Consider the following 16,550-nt stretch of genomic DNA (forward strand, 5'->3'; position numbering starts at 1 on the left):
AGAATTGTAGGTAACAAAAAGCCGCGATGAACGCGGCTTTTTCCAATTTAATACTGTCTTTATAATATATTAAAAACAGGGATCAAAATGGGATGTCATCATCAAAATCCATTGGCGGCTCATTATATTGAGGTTGAGCCTGCTGAGGAGCTTGTTGAGGTGCTTTTGGCTGCTGTTGAGCGGGAGCACTGTATTGTTGTTGCTGTTGTTGTGGCTGCTGTGGCTGACCCCAACCACCTTGCTGTTGGTTGTTACCCATGCCACCTTGAGCAGGAGCACCACCTTGAGCACGGCCGCCAAGCATTTGCATTACACCATTGAAGCCTTGAACAACCACTTCAGTTGTGTAGCGATCTTGACCGCTTTGATCTTGCCATTTACGTGTTTGAAGTTGACCTTCAATGTAAACTTGAGAACCTTTACGTAGGTACTCACCAGCAACTTCCGCAAGCTTGCCAAACAGAGCAACACGGTGCCATTCTGTTTTTTCACGCTGCTCGCCAGTTGCTTTATCACGCCATGACTCTGACGTTGCAATGGTAATGTTCGCTACTGCGCCGCCATTTGGCATGTAACGAATTTCAGGGTCATTACCTAGGTTACCCACTAATATAACTTTGTTAACTCCACGGCTAGCCATGATTTGCTCCGTCTAAATTCATAGTCTCAGAAAATTTTAGCGCACAAGAATAGCATGCTTTTCTGCAGTGATAAATCGCATTCCTATTCTCTCCTCACTACAAAGAATAAAAACGTAACAAATCATGATATTCAGAGCGATGTTGCTTTTTTCTCCACTTACAAACCACTCATTTACTTTGATAATTGATATTCAACGCAAGTCACTATCAAGGCGCTAGAGAAGCTAAAGCCTGCATGACAACGTGGAATCTAATCCCACTCAAACAGGACGTTTCAATGAGAAAATCAAGATACGCTCGCACTTTACACTTTCTGTGCATCGACCCAAACGATACCTATCTACATGTAAAAGAGATAGAAAAGCATTTATCTATTGTTCTCTACAAAATGACACCCGACGAATTAATGCTAGTTGATAGAAAGCGGAGTAACCGGATCTTGCTCGTCGATTACAGAGAGGTACCACAACTACTGATTATTTGTCCTAACCTGACTGTTATGTGGAAAAATCACGAAATCATTTTATTCAATGTCCCCCAGCAACTTCCAACCTCAGAGCTTCTTACCTATGGGGTACTAAAAGGACTCTTTTACAACACTGAACAAAAGGACAAGATTGCTCGTGGTCTTCAAGAAGTCATTGATGGCGATAACTGGCTGCCAAGGAAGGTAACCAATCAACTGTTGTTTTATTATCGCAATATGGTCAATACCAACACCACACCAACCAATGTTGATTTAACCATTCGTGAGATCCAGGTGATTCGCTGTCTTCAATCCGGGTCTTCAAACACACAAATCGCCGATGACTTGTTTATTAGTGAGTTCACGGTTAAATCTCACCTCTATCAAATATTCCGTAAGCTTGCGGTAAAAAATAGAGTTCAAGCGATAGCATGGGCAAACCAGAACCTGCTTGCATAATCGACCCACCTCTTAGTCTGACGATAATTTTGAGGGAAGCTCTAGTAAACCATGGCTATTGTTGCTGAATTTTCGACATAACTTATGCTAGAGTTGCCCTCAGAAATATCAACCACTCAGGTTGAATCAATAATTATTATAGATAAAGGGTCTTATCATGATCAAAAAGTGCCTTTTCCCGGCAGCTGGCTACGGTACACGTTTTTTACCTGCAACCAAGTCAATGCCTAAAGAAATGATGCCTGTAGTAAACAAGCCTCTGATTGAATACGGTGTAGAGGAAGCTATCGAAGCTGGTATGGATGGAATGTGCATCGTTACTGGACGTGGTAAGCACTCGATCATGGATCACTTTGATAAAAACTACGAGCTTGAGCACCAGATTAGCGGCACCAATAAAGAAGACCTATTGGTTAATATCCGTGAAACGATTGAAGCGGCAAACTTCACCTACATTCGTCAACGTGAGATGAAAGGCCTTGGCCATGCTATTTTAACGGGTCGCGAACTTGTAGGCGATGAACCGTTCGCAGTAGTACTTGCTGATGACCTTTGTGTGAACGAGCAACAAGGCGTGCTAGCTCAGATGGTTGCGCTATACAAACAGTTCCGCTGTTCTATTGTTGCTGTACAAGAAGTTCCAGAAGAAGAGACTCACAAGTACGGTGTTATCTCTGGCGAAATGATCAAAGATGACCTTTTCCGAGTTGATGACATGGTAGAGAAGCCAGAGCAAGGTACAGCACCAAGCAACCTAGCGATCATTGGTCGTTATATTCTGACTCCAGATATCTTTGAATTAATCGAGCAGACAGAACCAGGTAAAGGCGGCGAAATCCAGATCACTGATGCATTGCTAAAACAGGCAAAAGCAGGCTGTGTATTGGCTTACAAATTTAAAGGCCAACGTTTTGACTGTGGTAGTGTTGAAGGCTATATCGAAGCAACAAACTACTGCTTCGAAAACCTATACAAGAAAGACCAGCAGCAAATCGAGCTAGGTAAACACTCGACCAAGAAAGAAGCATAACGACTGGTTAATCACTAACGTTACTGATTTTAGAAAGGGCGACTCTTTGAGTCGCCCTTTTTGTTTACTGTTTTTTTATCCAGTAAAACTTTGCACAAATCTCACTCTATGTAATACTTTAGCCACTTAAAATTACATGGTCTATTGAGATGGATAAAATAGAAATTAGAGGCGCTCGTACGCATAACCTCAAAGACGTCAACCTAACCATTCCACGTGACAAACTGACTGTCATCACCGGATTATCGGGTTCAGGAAAGTCGTCACTTGCGTTTGACACACTCTACGCAGAAGGTCAGCGTCGTTATGTTGAATCTCTGTCTGCTTACGCTCGTCAATTTCTATCTCTTATGGAAAAGCCTGATGTCGACCATATTGAAGGTCTGTCTCCAGCTATCTCAATAGAACAAAAATCGACTTCACATAACCCTCGCTCAACCGTCGGTACCATTACCGAAGTCTATGATTACCTCAGATTATTGTATGCGCGAGTAGGCGAACCTCGCTGTCCAGACCACAACATCCCTCTAGCAGCACAAACCATCAGTCAAATGGTCGATAAGGTCTTAGAACTGCCTCAAGGCTCAAAGATGATGTTGATGGCACCGATTGTCAAAGAGCGCAAAGGTGAGCATGTTAAAACACTGGAAAACTTAGCTGCGCAAGGCTTTATCCGAGCCCGAATTGATGGTGAAACCTGTGATCTATCCGATCCACCAGCACTTGAACTTCATAAGAAGCACACCATTGAAGTTGTGGTAGACAGATTCAAGGTTCGTCCTGATCTTCAACAGCGTTTAGCCGAGTCATTCGAGACCACATTAGAGCTCTCTGGCGGTATCGCTGTCGTCGGCTGGATGGACGAAACGGATCAAGAAGAGATCGTATTCTCTGCTAACTTCGCTTGTCCTAAATGTGGTTACAGCATGCAAGAGCTTGAGCCTCGCCTGTTCTCATTTAATAACCCGGCAGGAGCATGTGGTACGTGTGATGGTCTTGGTGTTCAACAGTATTTTGATCCAAGCCGAGTGATTTTAGATGAGAACCTAAGCATTGCTGAAGGTGCGATAAAAGGTTGGGATCAAAAGAACTACTACTATTTCCAAATGCTAACGTCGCTGTCAGAACATTATGGTTTTGATCTGTATGCGCCATTTAATTCTCTACCGAAAAAGACTCAAGAGATCATTCTAAAAGGATCAGGTCGTACTGAAGTGGAATTCAAGTACATCAATGACCGAGGTGATATTCGGGTTAAGCGTCATCCATTTGAGGGCATTTTAAATACCTTGGAGCGCCGTTACCGTGATACTGAATCGAGCGCAGTGCGTGAAGATCTTGCTAAATACATCTCAACCAAATCGTGCTCTAGCTGTGATGGCACTCGCCTGAGATTAGAAGCTCGTAATGTTTTCATTGGTGATACAACACTTCCGGAAATCGTTGAACTTAGCATTGCTGACGCACTACAATTTTTCCAAGAATTGAAGCTAGACGGTCAACGTGGGCAGATCGCAGATAAAGTGATGAAAGAGATCAATGATCGTCTGCATTTCTTAGTCAACGTTGGTTTGAACTACCTTAACCTATCACGCAGTGCTGAAACGCTGTCTGGTGGTGAGGCGCAACGTATTCGTTTGGCGAGCCAAATCGGTGCCGGTTTAGTTGGCGTTATGTATGTACTTGATGAGCCATCAATTGGTCTCCACCAGCGCGATAATGAACGTCTATTGCAAACCTTAATTCACCTGAGAGACTTAGGTAATACGGTACTTGTTGTGGAACATGACGAAGATGCAATTCGTTGTGCTGACCATGTTATCGATATCGGTCCAGGAGCAGGGGTGCACGGTGGTCACGTGGTGGCAGAAGGTACCATGCAAGACATCATCGAAAACCCGAACTCTTTGACAGGCCAATACCTGAGCGGTGCTAAAGAAATTGCAGTGCCTGAAAAGAGAACGCCTATCGACAAGAAAAAGGTCGTCGAGATCGTTGGCGCAACGGGGAACAACCTAAAGAATGTGACCGCGACAATTCCTGTTGGCTTGTTCAGTTGTATTACGGGCGTATCAGGTTCGGGTAAATCAACGCTTATCAACGATACCTTCTTTAAAGTCGCCCACACTCAATTAAACGGTGCCACGACTGCAGTTCCAGCAAAGCACAAAAAGATTAAAGGGTTAGAACATTTTGATAAGGTAATCGACATAGATCAAAGCCCTATCGGTCGTACACCAAGATCAAACCCTGCGACCTACACAGGGATTTTCACCCCTATTCGTGAACTATTCGCGGGCACTCAGGAATCACGTTCTCGTGGTTACAAGCCAGGTCGATTCAGCTTTAACGTTCGTGGTGGTCGTTGTGAGGCTTGTCAGGGAGACGGCGTAATCAAGGTAGAGATGCACTTCTTACCCGATGTGTATGTGCCTTGTGATGTGTGTAAAGGTAAGCGCTATAACCGTGAGACTCTAGAGGTCCGCTACAAAGGTAAAACCATTGACGAAGTTCTAGAGATGACTGTGGAAGATGCTCGTGAATACTTCAACCCGGTACCTGTTATCGCTCGTAAACTGCAAACTTTAATGGACGTTGGCCTCTCTTACATTCGCTTAGGGCAAGCAGCTACAACCTTATCTGGTGGTGAAGCTCAGCGTGTTAAATTAGCGCGTGAACTGTCTAAACGAGACACGGGAAAAACCTTATACATTCTCGATGAGCCAACAACAGGCCTTCATTTCCACGATATCCAGCAGCTACTGACGGTATTACATAGACTGCGTGATCACGGTAATACAGTTGTCGTGATTGAGCACAACCTAGATGTCGTTAAAACAGCAGACTGGATCCTAGACCTTGGCCCAGAAGGTGGGCAAGGTGGTGGTGAGATTGTTGCAGAGGGTACACCTGAAGATGTGGCGTTAGTCGAAGGTTCACACACTGCTCGCTTCCTTAAGCCTATGTTAAATTTGAAGTAGGTGTAAAATAGCGCCCTGCGGGCAGACAGAAAAATGTTAAAGTAACAGAGCTTGTTTCAGAAGGAACAAGCTCTGTTTTTATAAGGTTAGGGATTTATGGCAACAATACACACTAGCGGTACTCAGCTAGAAAATCAGGTCACTCAGCTACCACTCAACAAAGCATTTCTGGCTTCTTTAGCTGTTGTATTCTTGTTAGCTATGCATTTTTTTATGCCGAATCCTGGTGGTTCGGGCCTTGCTCTATCCTTTAACCCTACCACTTGGCTAGCGCTAAGCTTCACGCTAGCGATTGGCTTTTACCAACTCGCGACCAATCGAGTACTCAAGTATTCCAAATTAACAATTGGCTTGTTGATTAGCTGCATCATACTCACGCTACCCATTTTATACAGCAATGCTGCACCTCAAGGAGCGTCAGGACGCTTGCTTGGATTGTGGGCGGGCTTTGCCTTATTTGTGGTGCTGCAGCAATTTAAGTTCAGCAATAAACACAAGCAACGTATGTTGTGGTTCATTGTACTTGCTGTTGTTATACAAGCACTATTTGGCTATGTGCAATATTTCTTATTAGAACCTGGCAACCTATTTGGCTACAACACTGCTGCAAACCGACCATATGGGATATTTCAACAACCGAATGTAATGGCAAGCTTTCTTGCTACTGGTTTTGTGCTGTCCGCTTACCTTTTAGCAAGGCAGCCGGCTAAATATAACCATAAGATCAGCGAATCATTCCTACTGTATTTAACTCCAACCTTAACCGTGCCCTTGCTGATCATCATTGCATCACGTACCGGATGGTTGGCCGCTGTCATTGGGTTTATCTGCATTCTGCCCTATCTATACAAGTTCTCGACCAAGAAACGCTTCTACGGATGGTGCGCATCAGTGCTCGTCGGTGTCGTCGTCGCTTTTTCGGTGATCAGCCTAAGTGCGACTGATAGCCTCGCTAGCAAGAAAGCGAACCTAGAAAGCCCGCGCGCTTATACGTTCCCGCAAGCTTTAGATATGATGATCGAAAAGCCATTTACAGGTTATGGTTACGGGAAATTTGAGTCTGAATACACGCTATATACAGCTCGCCAACATCAACTCAACTCGAACTATCATCCAGGTCTTCCTTCAATGGATCACCCGCACAATGAGTTCCTGTTTTGGGGAGTTGAAGGGGGGATTGTACCAATCATCGGAATCTTGATTGCTGCAATATTGGTGATGTCACGCATAACAAGTTCAGCAAAGGGAACACGTCTAGCCCTGCTCGCGTTATTTATCCCAATCCTTTTGCACTCTCAACTTGAGTATCCTTTTTACCACTCGGCGATTCACTGGATAACATTCATTATATTGATTTACTGGGTAGATCAGCGCTCTTCCCGACATTATCAACAGTCGTTCAGTATCATCAGCAAGACCCTATTTAGAGTGTTGAGCTTAGTGCTCCCTATTTTGGTCAGTTTTTATATGTTGAGCGCCCTGCACACCAACTATGTACTGACTAAGTTTGAACTGTCTAAGCCGAAAAATCCGGACATTCTTAAGCAGGTAACGAACCCAGTGGTGTGGAAAGATCGCTACGATTGGGATATATACAGCACTTACCTTAATATCGGCCTCTACAAAGCCGACTCGAGCCTTATACAGCCTTACATCGATTGGTCACTGGAGATCATAAAGAGTAAACCAAGACCGGCTTTCTACAGCAATCTGATTCTGGCGTATCAAGGCCTAGGAGAAGAAAGTAAAGCAGAGCAAATTCGTAGCGAAGCGAACTTTTTATTCCCTAACAGAGACTTTTCAAAGGTTCAGTATAAGAAAGTGTCACAAGCAGAAGATAACGTTTCGTCTGCAGAATAATGTTAAGAATTCGCAACGCAAGCTTCACTTAGTAGGCAGTAGGAGCTTGGGGTAGATACAAAAAAGCGCACGATCTCTCGTGCGCTTTTCTTTTTAATTTCAGTTCATGCAGCTACTTCAAAACATCTTTTAGCGCTTTTAGGCACAACGCGACATTCTCTTTGCGAGCACCGTAACCCATTAGGCCGATACGCCATGCCTTACCAGCCAAAGAGCCAAGCCCAACACCGATTTCAAGATTATATTCTTCTAAAAGCTGCGTTCTGATCTTAGCCTCATCAATTCCTTCTGGGAAATAAAGTGCATTAAGCTGCGGCAGGCGGCTCTCTTCATCAACCACAAACTTTAACCCTAGAGCTTCTACGCCTTCTTTAAGCTCTTGGTGCATCGCATGATGACGAGACCACGCATTATCTAGGCCTTCATTTTTCAACAAAACCAGCGACTCATGCAGAGCATAAAGGCTGTTCACGGGTGCGGTATGGTGGTAGCTACGCTTACCTTCTCCACTCCAGTAACCTAATACTAAACTTTGATCCAAAAACCAGCTTTGCACTGGTGCTTTACGGGCTTTCATTTTATCAACCGCACGCTGAGAGAAAGTCACTGGAGATAGCCCTGGCACACAAGACAGACACTTTTGGCTGCCAGAATAAACCGCATCAAGCTGCCACTCATCAACCAGCAATGGCACACCACCTAATGATGTCACTGCATCAACAATCGTTAACGCATCAAACTGACGAGCGACAGCAGAGATAGCTTGAGCATCAGATAACGCTCCGGTTGATGTCTCTGCATGCACAAATGCAACAGCAACGGCATCGGGGTTTTCTGCCAATGCTTGTTCTACCTTTTCAACTGAAACGGGCTTGCCCCATTCGTCATCAACAAGGATGGCTTCGCCACCACAACGCACCACGTTTTCTCGCATACGCTCACCGAAGACACCGTTACGACAAACAATCACCTTTTCACAAGGCTCAATCAAGTTAACAAAACAGGTCTCCATACCCGCACTGCCCGGTGCAGAAACGGCAATCGTAAATTCGTTTTCAGTCTGAAAAGCGTATTTAAGAAGCTGTTTAAGCTCGTCCATCATCGCAATAAACAGCGGATCTAAGTGACCTATGGTTGGACGGCTCAAAGCCTGTAACACTTGAGGTGAGATATCTGAAGGACCAGGTCCCATTAACGTTCGGTGTGGTGGATAAAAGCTATCGATAGCAGTAGTGAGTGGTAAATTAGACATGTACATCCCTTACGTTAATGTTGTGAACAATCCACCCTAAAGCAAATTGATTACCTCAGCAATTAGCCATAAGTATTGAGGTCAAACCACTGTCACATAATTGTTAAAATTATTTTTAAATTAACTCAAGTTACCAATTGACATTGTGAGCGCAAACACGTTCAATGAAACGGCTATCTAGCAGAAGAGGAGCACTGCCCAGGCAGATGTTTTGTGGAACCGCATTTCCAATACAAAACATTTATGGGGAGCAGTGCCGAGATAATAAAAGGATGCAGGACCTTTATTATCGGTTGAGCGGGCTGAATCCCGTCAACTGTCGCCATTTCTATATGGTGAAGAGCTTCTGAGGTTACTATTCTAATAATTCCTCTCTTTTTGCTCTAAAACTCTCTTCGAAAAACATCGGACGTTGGATTACCCAACCGTAATTTTATTTTAGGAAGTCGTGGGAGATATATCGTGAGTGCATCTAATGTAGCTGGTTCTTTTAATGTCGCTAAGTTTGGTGGAACAAGTGTTGCCAACTTTGAAGCAATGAGCCGTTGTGCTGCCATTATTGAAAACAACTCAAACACGAAACTGGTCGTGAGTAGTGCATGCTCTGGTGTCACTAACTTGCTGGTTGAACTAGCACATGGTGTTCAAGACAAAGCTCGTCGTCAGGAACTAATGGCGCAATTAGCGGACATTCACAACGCAATTCTTGACCAACTCGCAGATCCAATCAGCATCGAAAAAGAAGTCCACAGCATTCTTGATGACATTGCGAGCGCTGCAGAGGCCGCATCATTCCAAACAAGTACTAAACTGACGGATCACCTTGTCGCATGTGGCGAGTTGATGTCGACACACATCTTGGCTCAGATCATCTCTGAACGAGGCACTCCTGCTGTTCGCTTTGATATCAGAGATGTGATGCGTACTAATGATGATTTTGGTAAAGCCGAACCTCAACTAGAAGATATTGCCGCTCTAGCGCAAGAGAAACTGATTCCACTTTGCCAACAACAAGTTGTCGTTACCCAAGGTTTTATCGGCGCTGATAGCGAAGGTAACACCACGACTTTAGGCCGCGGTGGCAGTGATTACTCAGCAGCATTGATTGCCGAATCTGTACAGGCGATTGGTTTAGAAATCTGGACGGATGTTCCGGGTATCTACACCACAGACCCTCGTATTGCACCTAAAGCTTCTCCTATCCCAGAGATCAGCTTCAGTGAAGCATCGGAAATGGCAAACTTTGGTGCGAAGATCTTGCATCCATCGACTCTAGTACCTGCATTACGCCACCAAATCCCGGTATTTGTCGGCTCTTCTAAAGCACCAGAGCTCGGTGGTACTTGGATTCGTCAAGAAGTTGAGAGCTCTCCTCTATTTAGAGCGCTTGCCCTACGCTGCAACCAAACTATGGTTACGCTACGCAGTGCTAACATGTTCCATGCATATGGCTTCTTGGCAAAGGTGTTCGAGATCCTTGCTAAGCATAAGATCTCGGTCGATCTTATCACTACCTCAGAGATCAGTGTGTCACTTACTCTGGATCAAACAGATACATCAGGTGGTGCTCCTGAATTACCAGAAGCAGCACGTCTTGAGCTAGAAGAGCTTTGTTCAGTCGATGTGGAACATGACCTGTGTTTAGTGGCATTGATTGGTAATAATATGAGTGAAAGCAAAGGCTACGCTAAGCAAGTATTCAGCACCCTTGAAGATTTCAACCTGCGCATGATTTGTTACGGAGCAAGCCCACACAACCTGTGTTTCTTGCTAGATGAATCTGTTTCTAAGTTGGCGATTCAAAAACTGCACCAAGAATTGTTTGAGTAAAAATGCGTTTATCACCAACAGATAAATAACTAAATCTCAGATACAAAAAGGGTTGCTATTAAGCAACCCTTTCTCTTTTTTACTATACGAATCAAAGCTCGTCGTAGATTCAAACTAGTTAATGTTTGGACCTAACCACTTCTCGGCTTCTAACATGTCCCAACCTTTGCGGTCAGCATAGCTATCCACTTGATCCTGTTGAATCTGTGCAATAGCAAAGTATCTAGCATCAGGGTGTGAGAAATACATACCAGACACTGAGGCACCAGGCCACATCGCGTAGCTTGTCGTTAATGACATATCGATTGCCTTTTCAACGTCCATCAGCTCCCACAACGTACCTTTCTCTGTATGCTCTGGGCAAGCAGGGTAACCTGGAGCTGGACGAATACCTTGGTATTTCTCTCGAATCAAATCGTCGTTAGACAAATTCTCATCTGGCGAGTAACCCCAAATATCCTTTCTCACTTCTTTATGCAGATATTCCGCGAACGCCTCAGCCAATCGGTCAGCAACCGCCTGAATCATAATCGCGTTGTAGTCATCGCCTTTCGCTTTGTATTCATCAGCCAGCTCTCGCTCACCAATACCACCCGTAACCGCAAAGCCACCAATCCAATCCGCTTTACCGCTTTCTTTTGGCGCAATGTAATCAGACAAACAGTAGTTAAAGCCTTTTGGTTTCTCTGTTTGTTGACGAAGATTGTGTAGAACTTTTAGAACTTCGGTACGAGATTCATCGGTATACACCTCAATATCATCACCAACACTGTTCGCTGGGAACATGGCACACATACCACGCGCTTCAAGCAGCTTCTCTTTCTCTACGCGATCCAGTAAATCATTAGCATCTTTGAATAAACGTTTTGCCTCTTCACCCACTTCTTCATGATCAAGGATTGCAGGGTATTTACCAACTAATGACCATGTCATAAAGAATGGAGTCCAATCGATGTACTGACGCAAAGTTGCCACATCAAAATCATTGAAGATGTGAACTCCCGGCTTAGCGGGTGCCGGTGGCGTATACGCATCCCAATCGATAGCAACTTTATTGGCACGAGCTCTTTCAAGCGTGACAGGCTTGGTACGAGGCTTCTTACGATTGTGCTGATCTCGAACGCGATCGTAATCGATATCCAGCTTCTCAACGAAAGCGGGTTTCAATTCATCAGAAAGTAGTGAAGTACAAACACCCACTGCACGCGAGGCATTATTTACGTATACAACAGGTTCTGAATAATTCTGCTCAATCTTAACTGCTGTGTGAGCTTTAGATGTGGTTGCGCCGCCAATCAGAAGAGGCAGCTTGAAACCCTGTCTCTCCATTTCTTTAGCAACATGTACCATTTCATCAAGAGACGGTGTAATCAGCCCAGACAGGCCAATAATGTCGACATTCTCTTCTTTCGCTACCTTGAGAATCTTCTCGCAAGAAACCATCACACCTAAGTCGATAATTTCGTAGTTATTACACTGTAAAACCACACCAACGATATTTTTACCGATATCGTGAACGTCACCTTTAACGGTCGCTAACAAAATCTTACCGTTAGTTGCGCCCACTTCTTTGGATGCATTAATGAATGGTTCTAAATGGGCAACCGCCTGTTTCATCACACGCGCAGACTTTACAACCTGTGGTAAGAACATCTTACCTTCACCAAACAGGTCACCAACAACGTTCATTCCGTCCATTAGAGGACCTTCAATCACTTCAATAGGACGAGAGGCATTAACACGAGCTTCTTCGGTATCTTCAACAATAAAGTCGGTGATACCTTTTACCAAAGAGTGCTCCAAACGCTTCTCTACAGGCCAAGTTCGCCACTCTAATGCAGATTTATCTTCAACCTTACCAACAGCACGCTCTAGGTATTCGGTCGCCATATCCAGCAATCTTTCAGTCGAATCATCACGACGGTTTAGTACCACATCTTCAACAGCATCACGCAGATCTTCTGGAACATTATCGTAAATTTCCAACTGACCAGCGTTTACAATGCCCATATCCATACCGTTTTTAAAACAGTGATATAGGAATACCGCGTGAATAGCCTCACGGACGTAGTTATTACCACGGAATGAGAATGAAACATTCGACACACCGCCAGAGATCATCGCATGCGGGAGATCGCGTTTGATGTCTCCTACTGCTTCAATGAAATCAACCGCATAGTTATTATGCTCATCGATACCAGTAGCCACTGCGAAAATATTCGGGTCAAAAATAATATCTTCTGGTGGGAAACCGACTTCATCAACAAGAATGTTGTAGGCATTGGTACAGATTTCAACTTTACGCTCTCGAGTATCAGCCTGCCCGACTTCATCAAACGCCATCACGATGACAGCAGCACCATAACGACGAACTAATTTGGCTTGCTCAACAAACTTCTCTTTGCCTTCTTTTAGAGAGATTGAGTTAACGATGCCTTTGCCTTGAATACACTTTAGGCCAGCTTCGATAACTTCCCACTTAGAAGAATCGACCATAACAGGTACTTTCGAGATTTCAGGTTCTGAAGCACATAGATTCAGGAATTTAACCATACACGCCTCGGCGTCTAGCATCCCTTCATCCATGTTGATATCGATAATCTGAGCGCCATTTTCGACTTGCTCGCGAGCAACACTCAATGCTTCGTCGTAAAGCTCTTCTTTGATCAAACGCTTGAAACGCGCAGAACCAGTGACATTGGTCCGCTCACCTACATTCACGAACAAAGATTCTTTAGCTATCGTCAGTGGCTCTAGTCCCGAAAGACGACAAGAAACTGGTAAGTCTGGCAATTGACGCGGCGTTACACCTTCAACGGCCTCAGCCATTTCACGGATATGCTCTGGAGTAGTACCACAACACCCACCAATTAGGTTCAAGAAGCCACTTTCAGCCCACTCTTTAACATGTTCAGCCATATCCTCAGGAGAAAGGTCATACTCGCCAAATGCATTAGGCAAACCCGCATTAGGGTGAGCAGAAACATTGCACTCTGAGATACGAGACATCTCACCGACATACTCACGCAGTTCATCAGGGCCCAATGCACAGTTCAATCCAAATGAGATTGGTTTTACATGACGAAGGGCGTTGTAGAATGCTTCTGTCGTCTGTCCTGAAAGGGTACGACCTGATGCGTCAGTGATGGTACCGGAAATCATCACTGGAAGAGCAATACCCACCTCTTCAAAAACAGATTCAACGGCAAAGGCACACGCTTTCGCGTTTAACGTATCAAAGATAGTTTCAATAAGAATTAAATCTGAACCGCCCTTAATGAGCGCGCGAGTCGATTCAGAATAGGCTTCAACCAGTTCGTCAAAGCTAACATTACGGTAACCTGGATCGTTTACATCAGGCGAGATAGAACAAGTTCGGTTGGTTGGACCTAATACACCCGCGACGAAGCGAGGTTTATCTGGGGTCTTTGCAGTCCATTCATCAGCTGCTTCACGAGCAAGCTTGGCAGCAGCAAAGTTAATCTCTTCACTAAGGCTTTCCATATCATAGTCGGCCATAGCGATGGTTGTAGCGTTAAAGGTATTGGTTTCGAGGATGTCAGCCCCAGCTTCCAAATACTCCATATGGATATCTTTGATAAGCTTAGGCTGTGTAAGAACTAAAAGGTCATTGTTGCCCTTCAAGTCACTGTGCCAATCAGCAAAGCGTTCACCACGATAGTCTTGCTCTTCCAATTTATAATCCTGAATCATGGTGCCCATGCCACCATCAATCAGTAAAATTCGTTGCTTCAACAGAGCGTCAATCTTTTGCCTTACATTACTTCCCACGGTACAACCTCATTCCTTTAATTATCCCTCCATCCTATCACACATTAAAAAGGAGTCTAGACGTCTAAAAAAGGAAATTGATTACTGAGTCATGACAAAAAAATGTTTGCTATTTGAGCATGAGACAACGAAAATTCATATTCATACTTTGTTACATGTTGGAATCCCAATGTCGGTCTATTACACCTTATGCTTCTTGTCCGCTGCAGCCATGCTTATTGCTTTCGTGAATACAAAAATTGGTAAAATGCAGACAACCATCGCCATCACAGCTGGCTCAATGATGTTATCTCTATTGATTATCATTGCGGGACAAAATAATTGGTTCCAATTGGCAGACATTGCCTCAGAGACCGTTGCCAGTATCAATTTTGAAGATTTCCTTCTAAAAGGGATATTAGGATTCTTACTATTTGCAGGCGGTTTGGGAATCAAATTACCAAACCTAAAAGACCAGAAATGGGAAATAACAGTACTCGCGTTAGGTGCTACGCTGTTTTCAACATTCTTTATCGGTTTTGTGCTGTACGGGTTTTGCCAGTTCATCGGTATTCAATTTGATCTGATTTACTGCCTACTCTTTGGCTCGCTAATCTCTCCAACCGATCCCATCGCCGTGCTAGCAATAGTAAAGAAACTCGACGCTCCCAGAAGAATCTCTACTCAAATCGAGGGAGAATCTCTATTCAACGATGGTTTTGGCTTAGTTATCTTCGTAACCCTATTTACTATCGCATTCGGCACAGAAGCGCCAACCGTCGGTAGTGTGACCATGCTATTCGTTCAAGAGGCAATTGGCGGCATCGTCTACGGTTTTGTTTTAGGTCTTGTATTCCATTACCTAATCAGCAACACCGACGACCACTCGATGGAGTTGCTATTAACCATCGGCATTCCAACTGCTGGTTATGCGTTTGCTGAAGTTCTACATGTATCAGGACCATTAGCGATGGTGGTCTCAGGTATCATGATTGGTAACTGGACTCGCTTTATCGGATTCTCAAAAGAGAGTGAAGATCACTTAGATCATTTCTGGGAATTGATAGATGAATTCTTAAACGGCGTATTATTCCTACTAATTGGTATGTCGATGCTGTTATTCAAATTCCACCAAGAAGATTGGATCTTAATGGCTTTCGCAGTCCCTCTAGTATTGAGTGCACGTTACTTGAGTGTTTTCTTGTCTTACATCGGATTTAAACGCTTTAGAACTTACAACCCGTGGTCGATTAAGATTCTAACTTGGGGTGGCTTACGCGGTGGCTTAGCATTAGCCATGGCACTTTCGATCCCTTCAGGTATCTGGGTAATTGAAGACAAAGCAATAGATGTAAAAGAGATAATCCTTGTCATGACATACGCCGTTGTTGTGTTCTCTATTCTAGTTCAAGGCTCAACAATCACTCCTATGATAGAGAAAGCAAAACAAGCAGAGAAAGAGCTAGATTAACACCTAGATAGATCAACCAAAGCCGCCTACTTTAGGTGGCCTTTTTTATACCCAATGAAAGTCAAACTCACCAATTCCCATACTGGAGCTATCGCTGAAAGATATGCGTGGAACATAGAGCTCATATCGATATTTGATACCGCGAGTATTTGAGTAGTCGAAAGCCTTGTTGTGGGTATCCAGAACTCTTTAAGGAGCTTAAGTCATACAGAGAACTCGTTCTTGTGCGCACTCGCTAGTCTACCCAATAACCCACTCTCAAGTTATATAAGCTTCAATCGAAAGACTTCACCTTTCACCTGGAAACAAAAATAACGGGACTCAACGTCTCGCTAGAATAGCGTTAGTTATTAACAGGACTACGGAGCTAGATGAGTGGTGAACAGAAAGCTTTAGCTTTGAACTAAGTCATTAAATACAGCAAGGCTGCACTAAATCAGTGTTCGATAGAGATAGCTAAAGGAACACATGGTACTTCAAGTGATACTTGTAAAAATGACAGGAATAAAAAGCGCTAGCATTTCTGCCGAGACGTGCAGACTAGAGTCTTAAATATGGCAAGGCTGGAATGAGTAGGCACTCCGGAGATTCGAGCACGCAGGTGAGCTAGGAGCGCCTAGTTATCCCAACATTACTTCGTAGAAGCAGCAGATACAAAAAAGCCCCAGTATTTCTGCTGAGGCTTAGTATATGGAAAGGTTGGAGGTTTAGACTCCCAACACGCGCTGTTTTGGTAAGTAGGAGAATCCGCGGCTTTGCTAATGGCGTATATTATACCAATCCGGAAAA

Annotated in this window: 9 protein-coding genes and 1 riboswitch; of the genes, 6 read left to right on the forward strand and 3 right to left on the reverse strand. The window is 44.1% G+C overall.

What is annotated here, in order from left to right; all coding sequences use genetic code 11:
- Window positions 1–82: 82 nt before the first annotated feature.
- The gene (locus tag AB4138_RS00935) at window positions 83–640 is read right to left on the reverse strand and encodes a single-stranded DNA-binding protein (protein ID WP_017061342.1); all 558 of its coding nucleotides are present in this window, start codon (window positions 638–640) and stop codon (window positions 83–85) included.
- A gap of 278 nt (window positions 641–918) precedes the next feature.
- Here AB4138_RS00935 and AB4138_RS00940 point away from each other — a divergent pair, with 278 nt between their 5' ends.
- From AB4138_RS00940 to AB4138_RS00955, 4 genes are all read left to right on the forward strand, one after another.
- Window positions 919–1,566, forward strand: coding sequence for a LuxR C-terminal-related transcriptional regulator (locus tag AB4138_RS00940; protein WP_029235092.1), 648 nt, complete (start codon window positions 919–921; stop codon window positions 1,564–1,566).
- Window positions 1,567–1,723: 157 nt separating this feature from the next.
- Window positions 1,724–2,596: a UTP--glucose-1-phosphate uridylyltransferase GalU gene (galU, locus tag AB4138_RS00945; protein ID WP_017061340.1), complete on the forward strand. Its 873-nt coding sequence runs from the start codon at window positions 1,724–1,726 to the stop codon at window positions 2,594–2,596.
- 149 nt (window positions 2,597–2,745) lie between these two features.
- Window positions 2,746–5,577 carry an excinuclease ABC subunit UvrA gene (uvrA, locus tag AB4138_RS00950; RefSeq protein ID WP_136973961.1) on the forward strand — a complete coding sequence of 944 codons (2,832 nt, stop codon included), beginning with the start codon at window positions 2,746–2,748 and terminating at the stop codon, window positions 5,575–5,577.
- A gap of 96 nt (window positions 5,578–5,673) precedes the next feature.
- The gene (locus AB4138_RS00955) at window positions 5,674–7,437 is read left to right on the forward strand and encodes a PglL family O-oligosaccharyltransferase (protein ID WP_372304676.1); all 1,764 of its coding nucleotides are present in this window, start codon (window positions 5,674–5,676) and stop codon (window positions 7,435–7,437) included.
- 112 nt (window positions 7,438–7,549) lie between these two features.
- On the opposite strand, the gene AB4138_RS00960 is transcribed toward AB4138_RS00955, so the two are convergent.
- Window positions 7,550–8,689 (reverse strand): alanine--glyoxylate aminotransferase family protein, encoded by a 1,140-nt coding sequence (locus AB4138_RS00960; protein ID WP_372304678.1) that lies wholly within the window; start codon window positions 8,687–8,689, stop codon window positions 7,550–7,552.
- A gap of 176 nt (window positions 8,690–8,865) precedes the next feature.
- Window positions 8,866–9,043: riboswitch (Lysine riboswitch) on the forward strand.
- A 108-nt stretch (window positions 9,044–9,151) separates the two neighbouring features.
- Here AB4138_RS00960 and lysC point away from each other — a divergent pair.
- Entirely contained in the window at window positions 9,152–10,519 is a 1,368-nt protein-coding gene (gene lysC / locus AB4138_RS00965) for a lysine-sensitive aspartokinase 3 (protein ID WP_372304680.1), read from the forward strand.
- A gap of 114 nt (window positions 10,520–10,633) precedes the next feature.
- On the opposite strand, the gene metH is transcribed toward lysC, so the two are convergent.
- Window positions 10,634–14,311 (reverse strand): methionine synthase, encoded by a 3,678-nt coding sequence (gene metH / locus AB4138_RS00970; RefSeq protein WP_371722098.1) that lies wholly within the window; start codon window positions 14,309–14,311, stop codon window positions 10,634–10,636.
- 169 nt (window positions 14,312–14,480) lie between these two features.
- On the opposite strand from metH, the gene AB4138_RS00975 reads away from it, so the two are divergent.
- Window positions 14,481–15,761, forward strand: coding sequence for a sodium:proton antiporter (locus tag AB4138_RS00975; RefSeq protein WP_017061334.1), 1,281 nt, complete (start codon window positions 14,481–14,483; stop codon window positions 15,759–15,761).
- Window positions 15,762–16,550: the final 789 nt, after the last annotated feature.

Origin of the sequence: Vibrio sp. 10N.286.52.C3 (genome assembly GCF_041468865.1) — a bacterium.
GTDB lineage: Bacteria > Pseudomonadota > Gammaproteobacteria > Enterobacterales > Vibrionaceae > Vibrio > Vibrio crassostreae_C.

Excerpts from the sequence above, each read along its gene's own strand:
- AB4138_RS00955 (WP_372304676.1), top strand. The coding sequence starts at position 5,674 with ATGGCAACAATACACACTAGCGGTACTCAGCTAGAAAATCAGGTCACT.
- AB4138_RS00935 (WP_017061342.1), bottom strand. The coding sequence starts at position 640 with ATGGCTAGCCGTGGAGTTAACAAAGTTATATTAGTGGGTAACCTAGGT.
- AB4138_RS00960 (WP_372304678.1), bottom strand. The coding sequence starts at position 8,689 with ATGTCTAATTTACCACTCACTACTGCTATCGATAGCTTTTATCCACCA.
- galU (WP_017061340.1), top strand. The coding sequence starts at position 1,724 with ATGATCAAAAAGTGCCTTTTCCCGGCAGCTGGCTACGGTACACGTTTT.
- AB4138_RS00940 (WP_029235092.1), top strand. The coding sequence starts at position 919 with ATGAGAAAATCAAGATACGCTCGCACTTTACACTTTCTGTGCATCGAC.
- AB4138_RS00975 (WP_017061334.1), top strand. The coding sequence starts at position 14,481 with ATGTCGGTCTATTACACCTTATGCTTCTTGTCCGCTGCAGCCATGCTT.
- uvrA (WP_136973961.1), top strand. The coding sequence starts at position 2,746 with ATGGATAAAATAGAAATTAGAGGCGCTCGTACGCATAACCTCAAAGAC.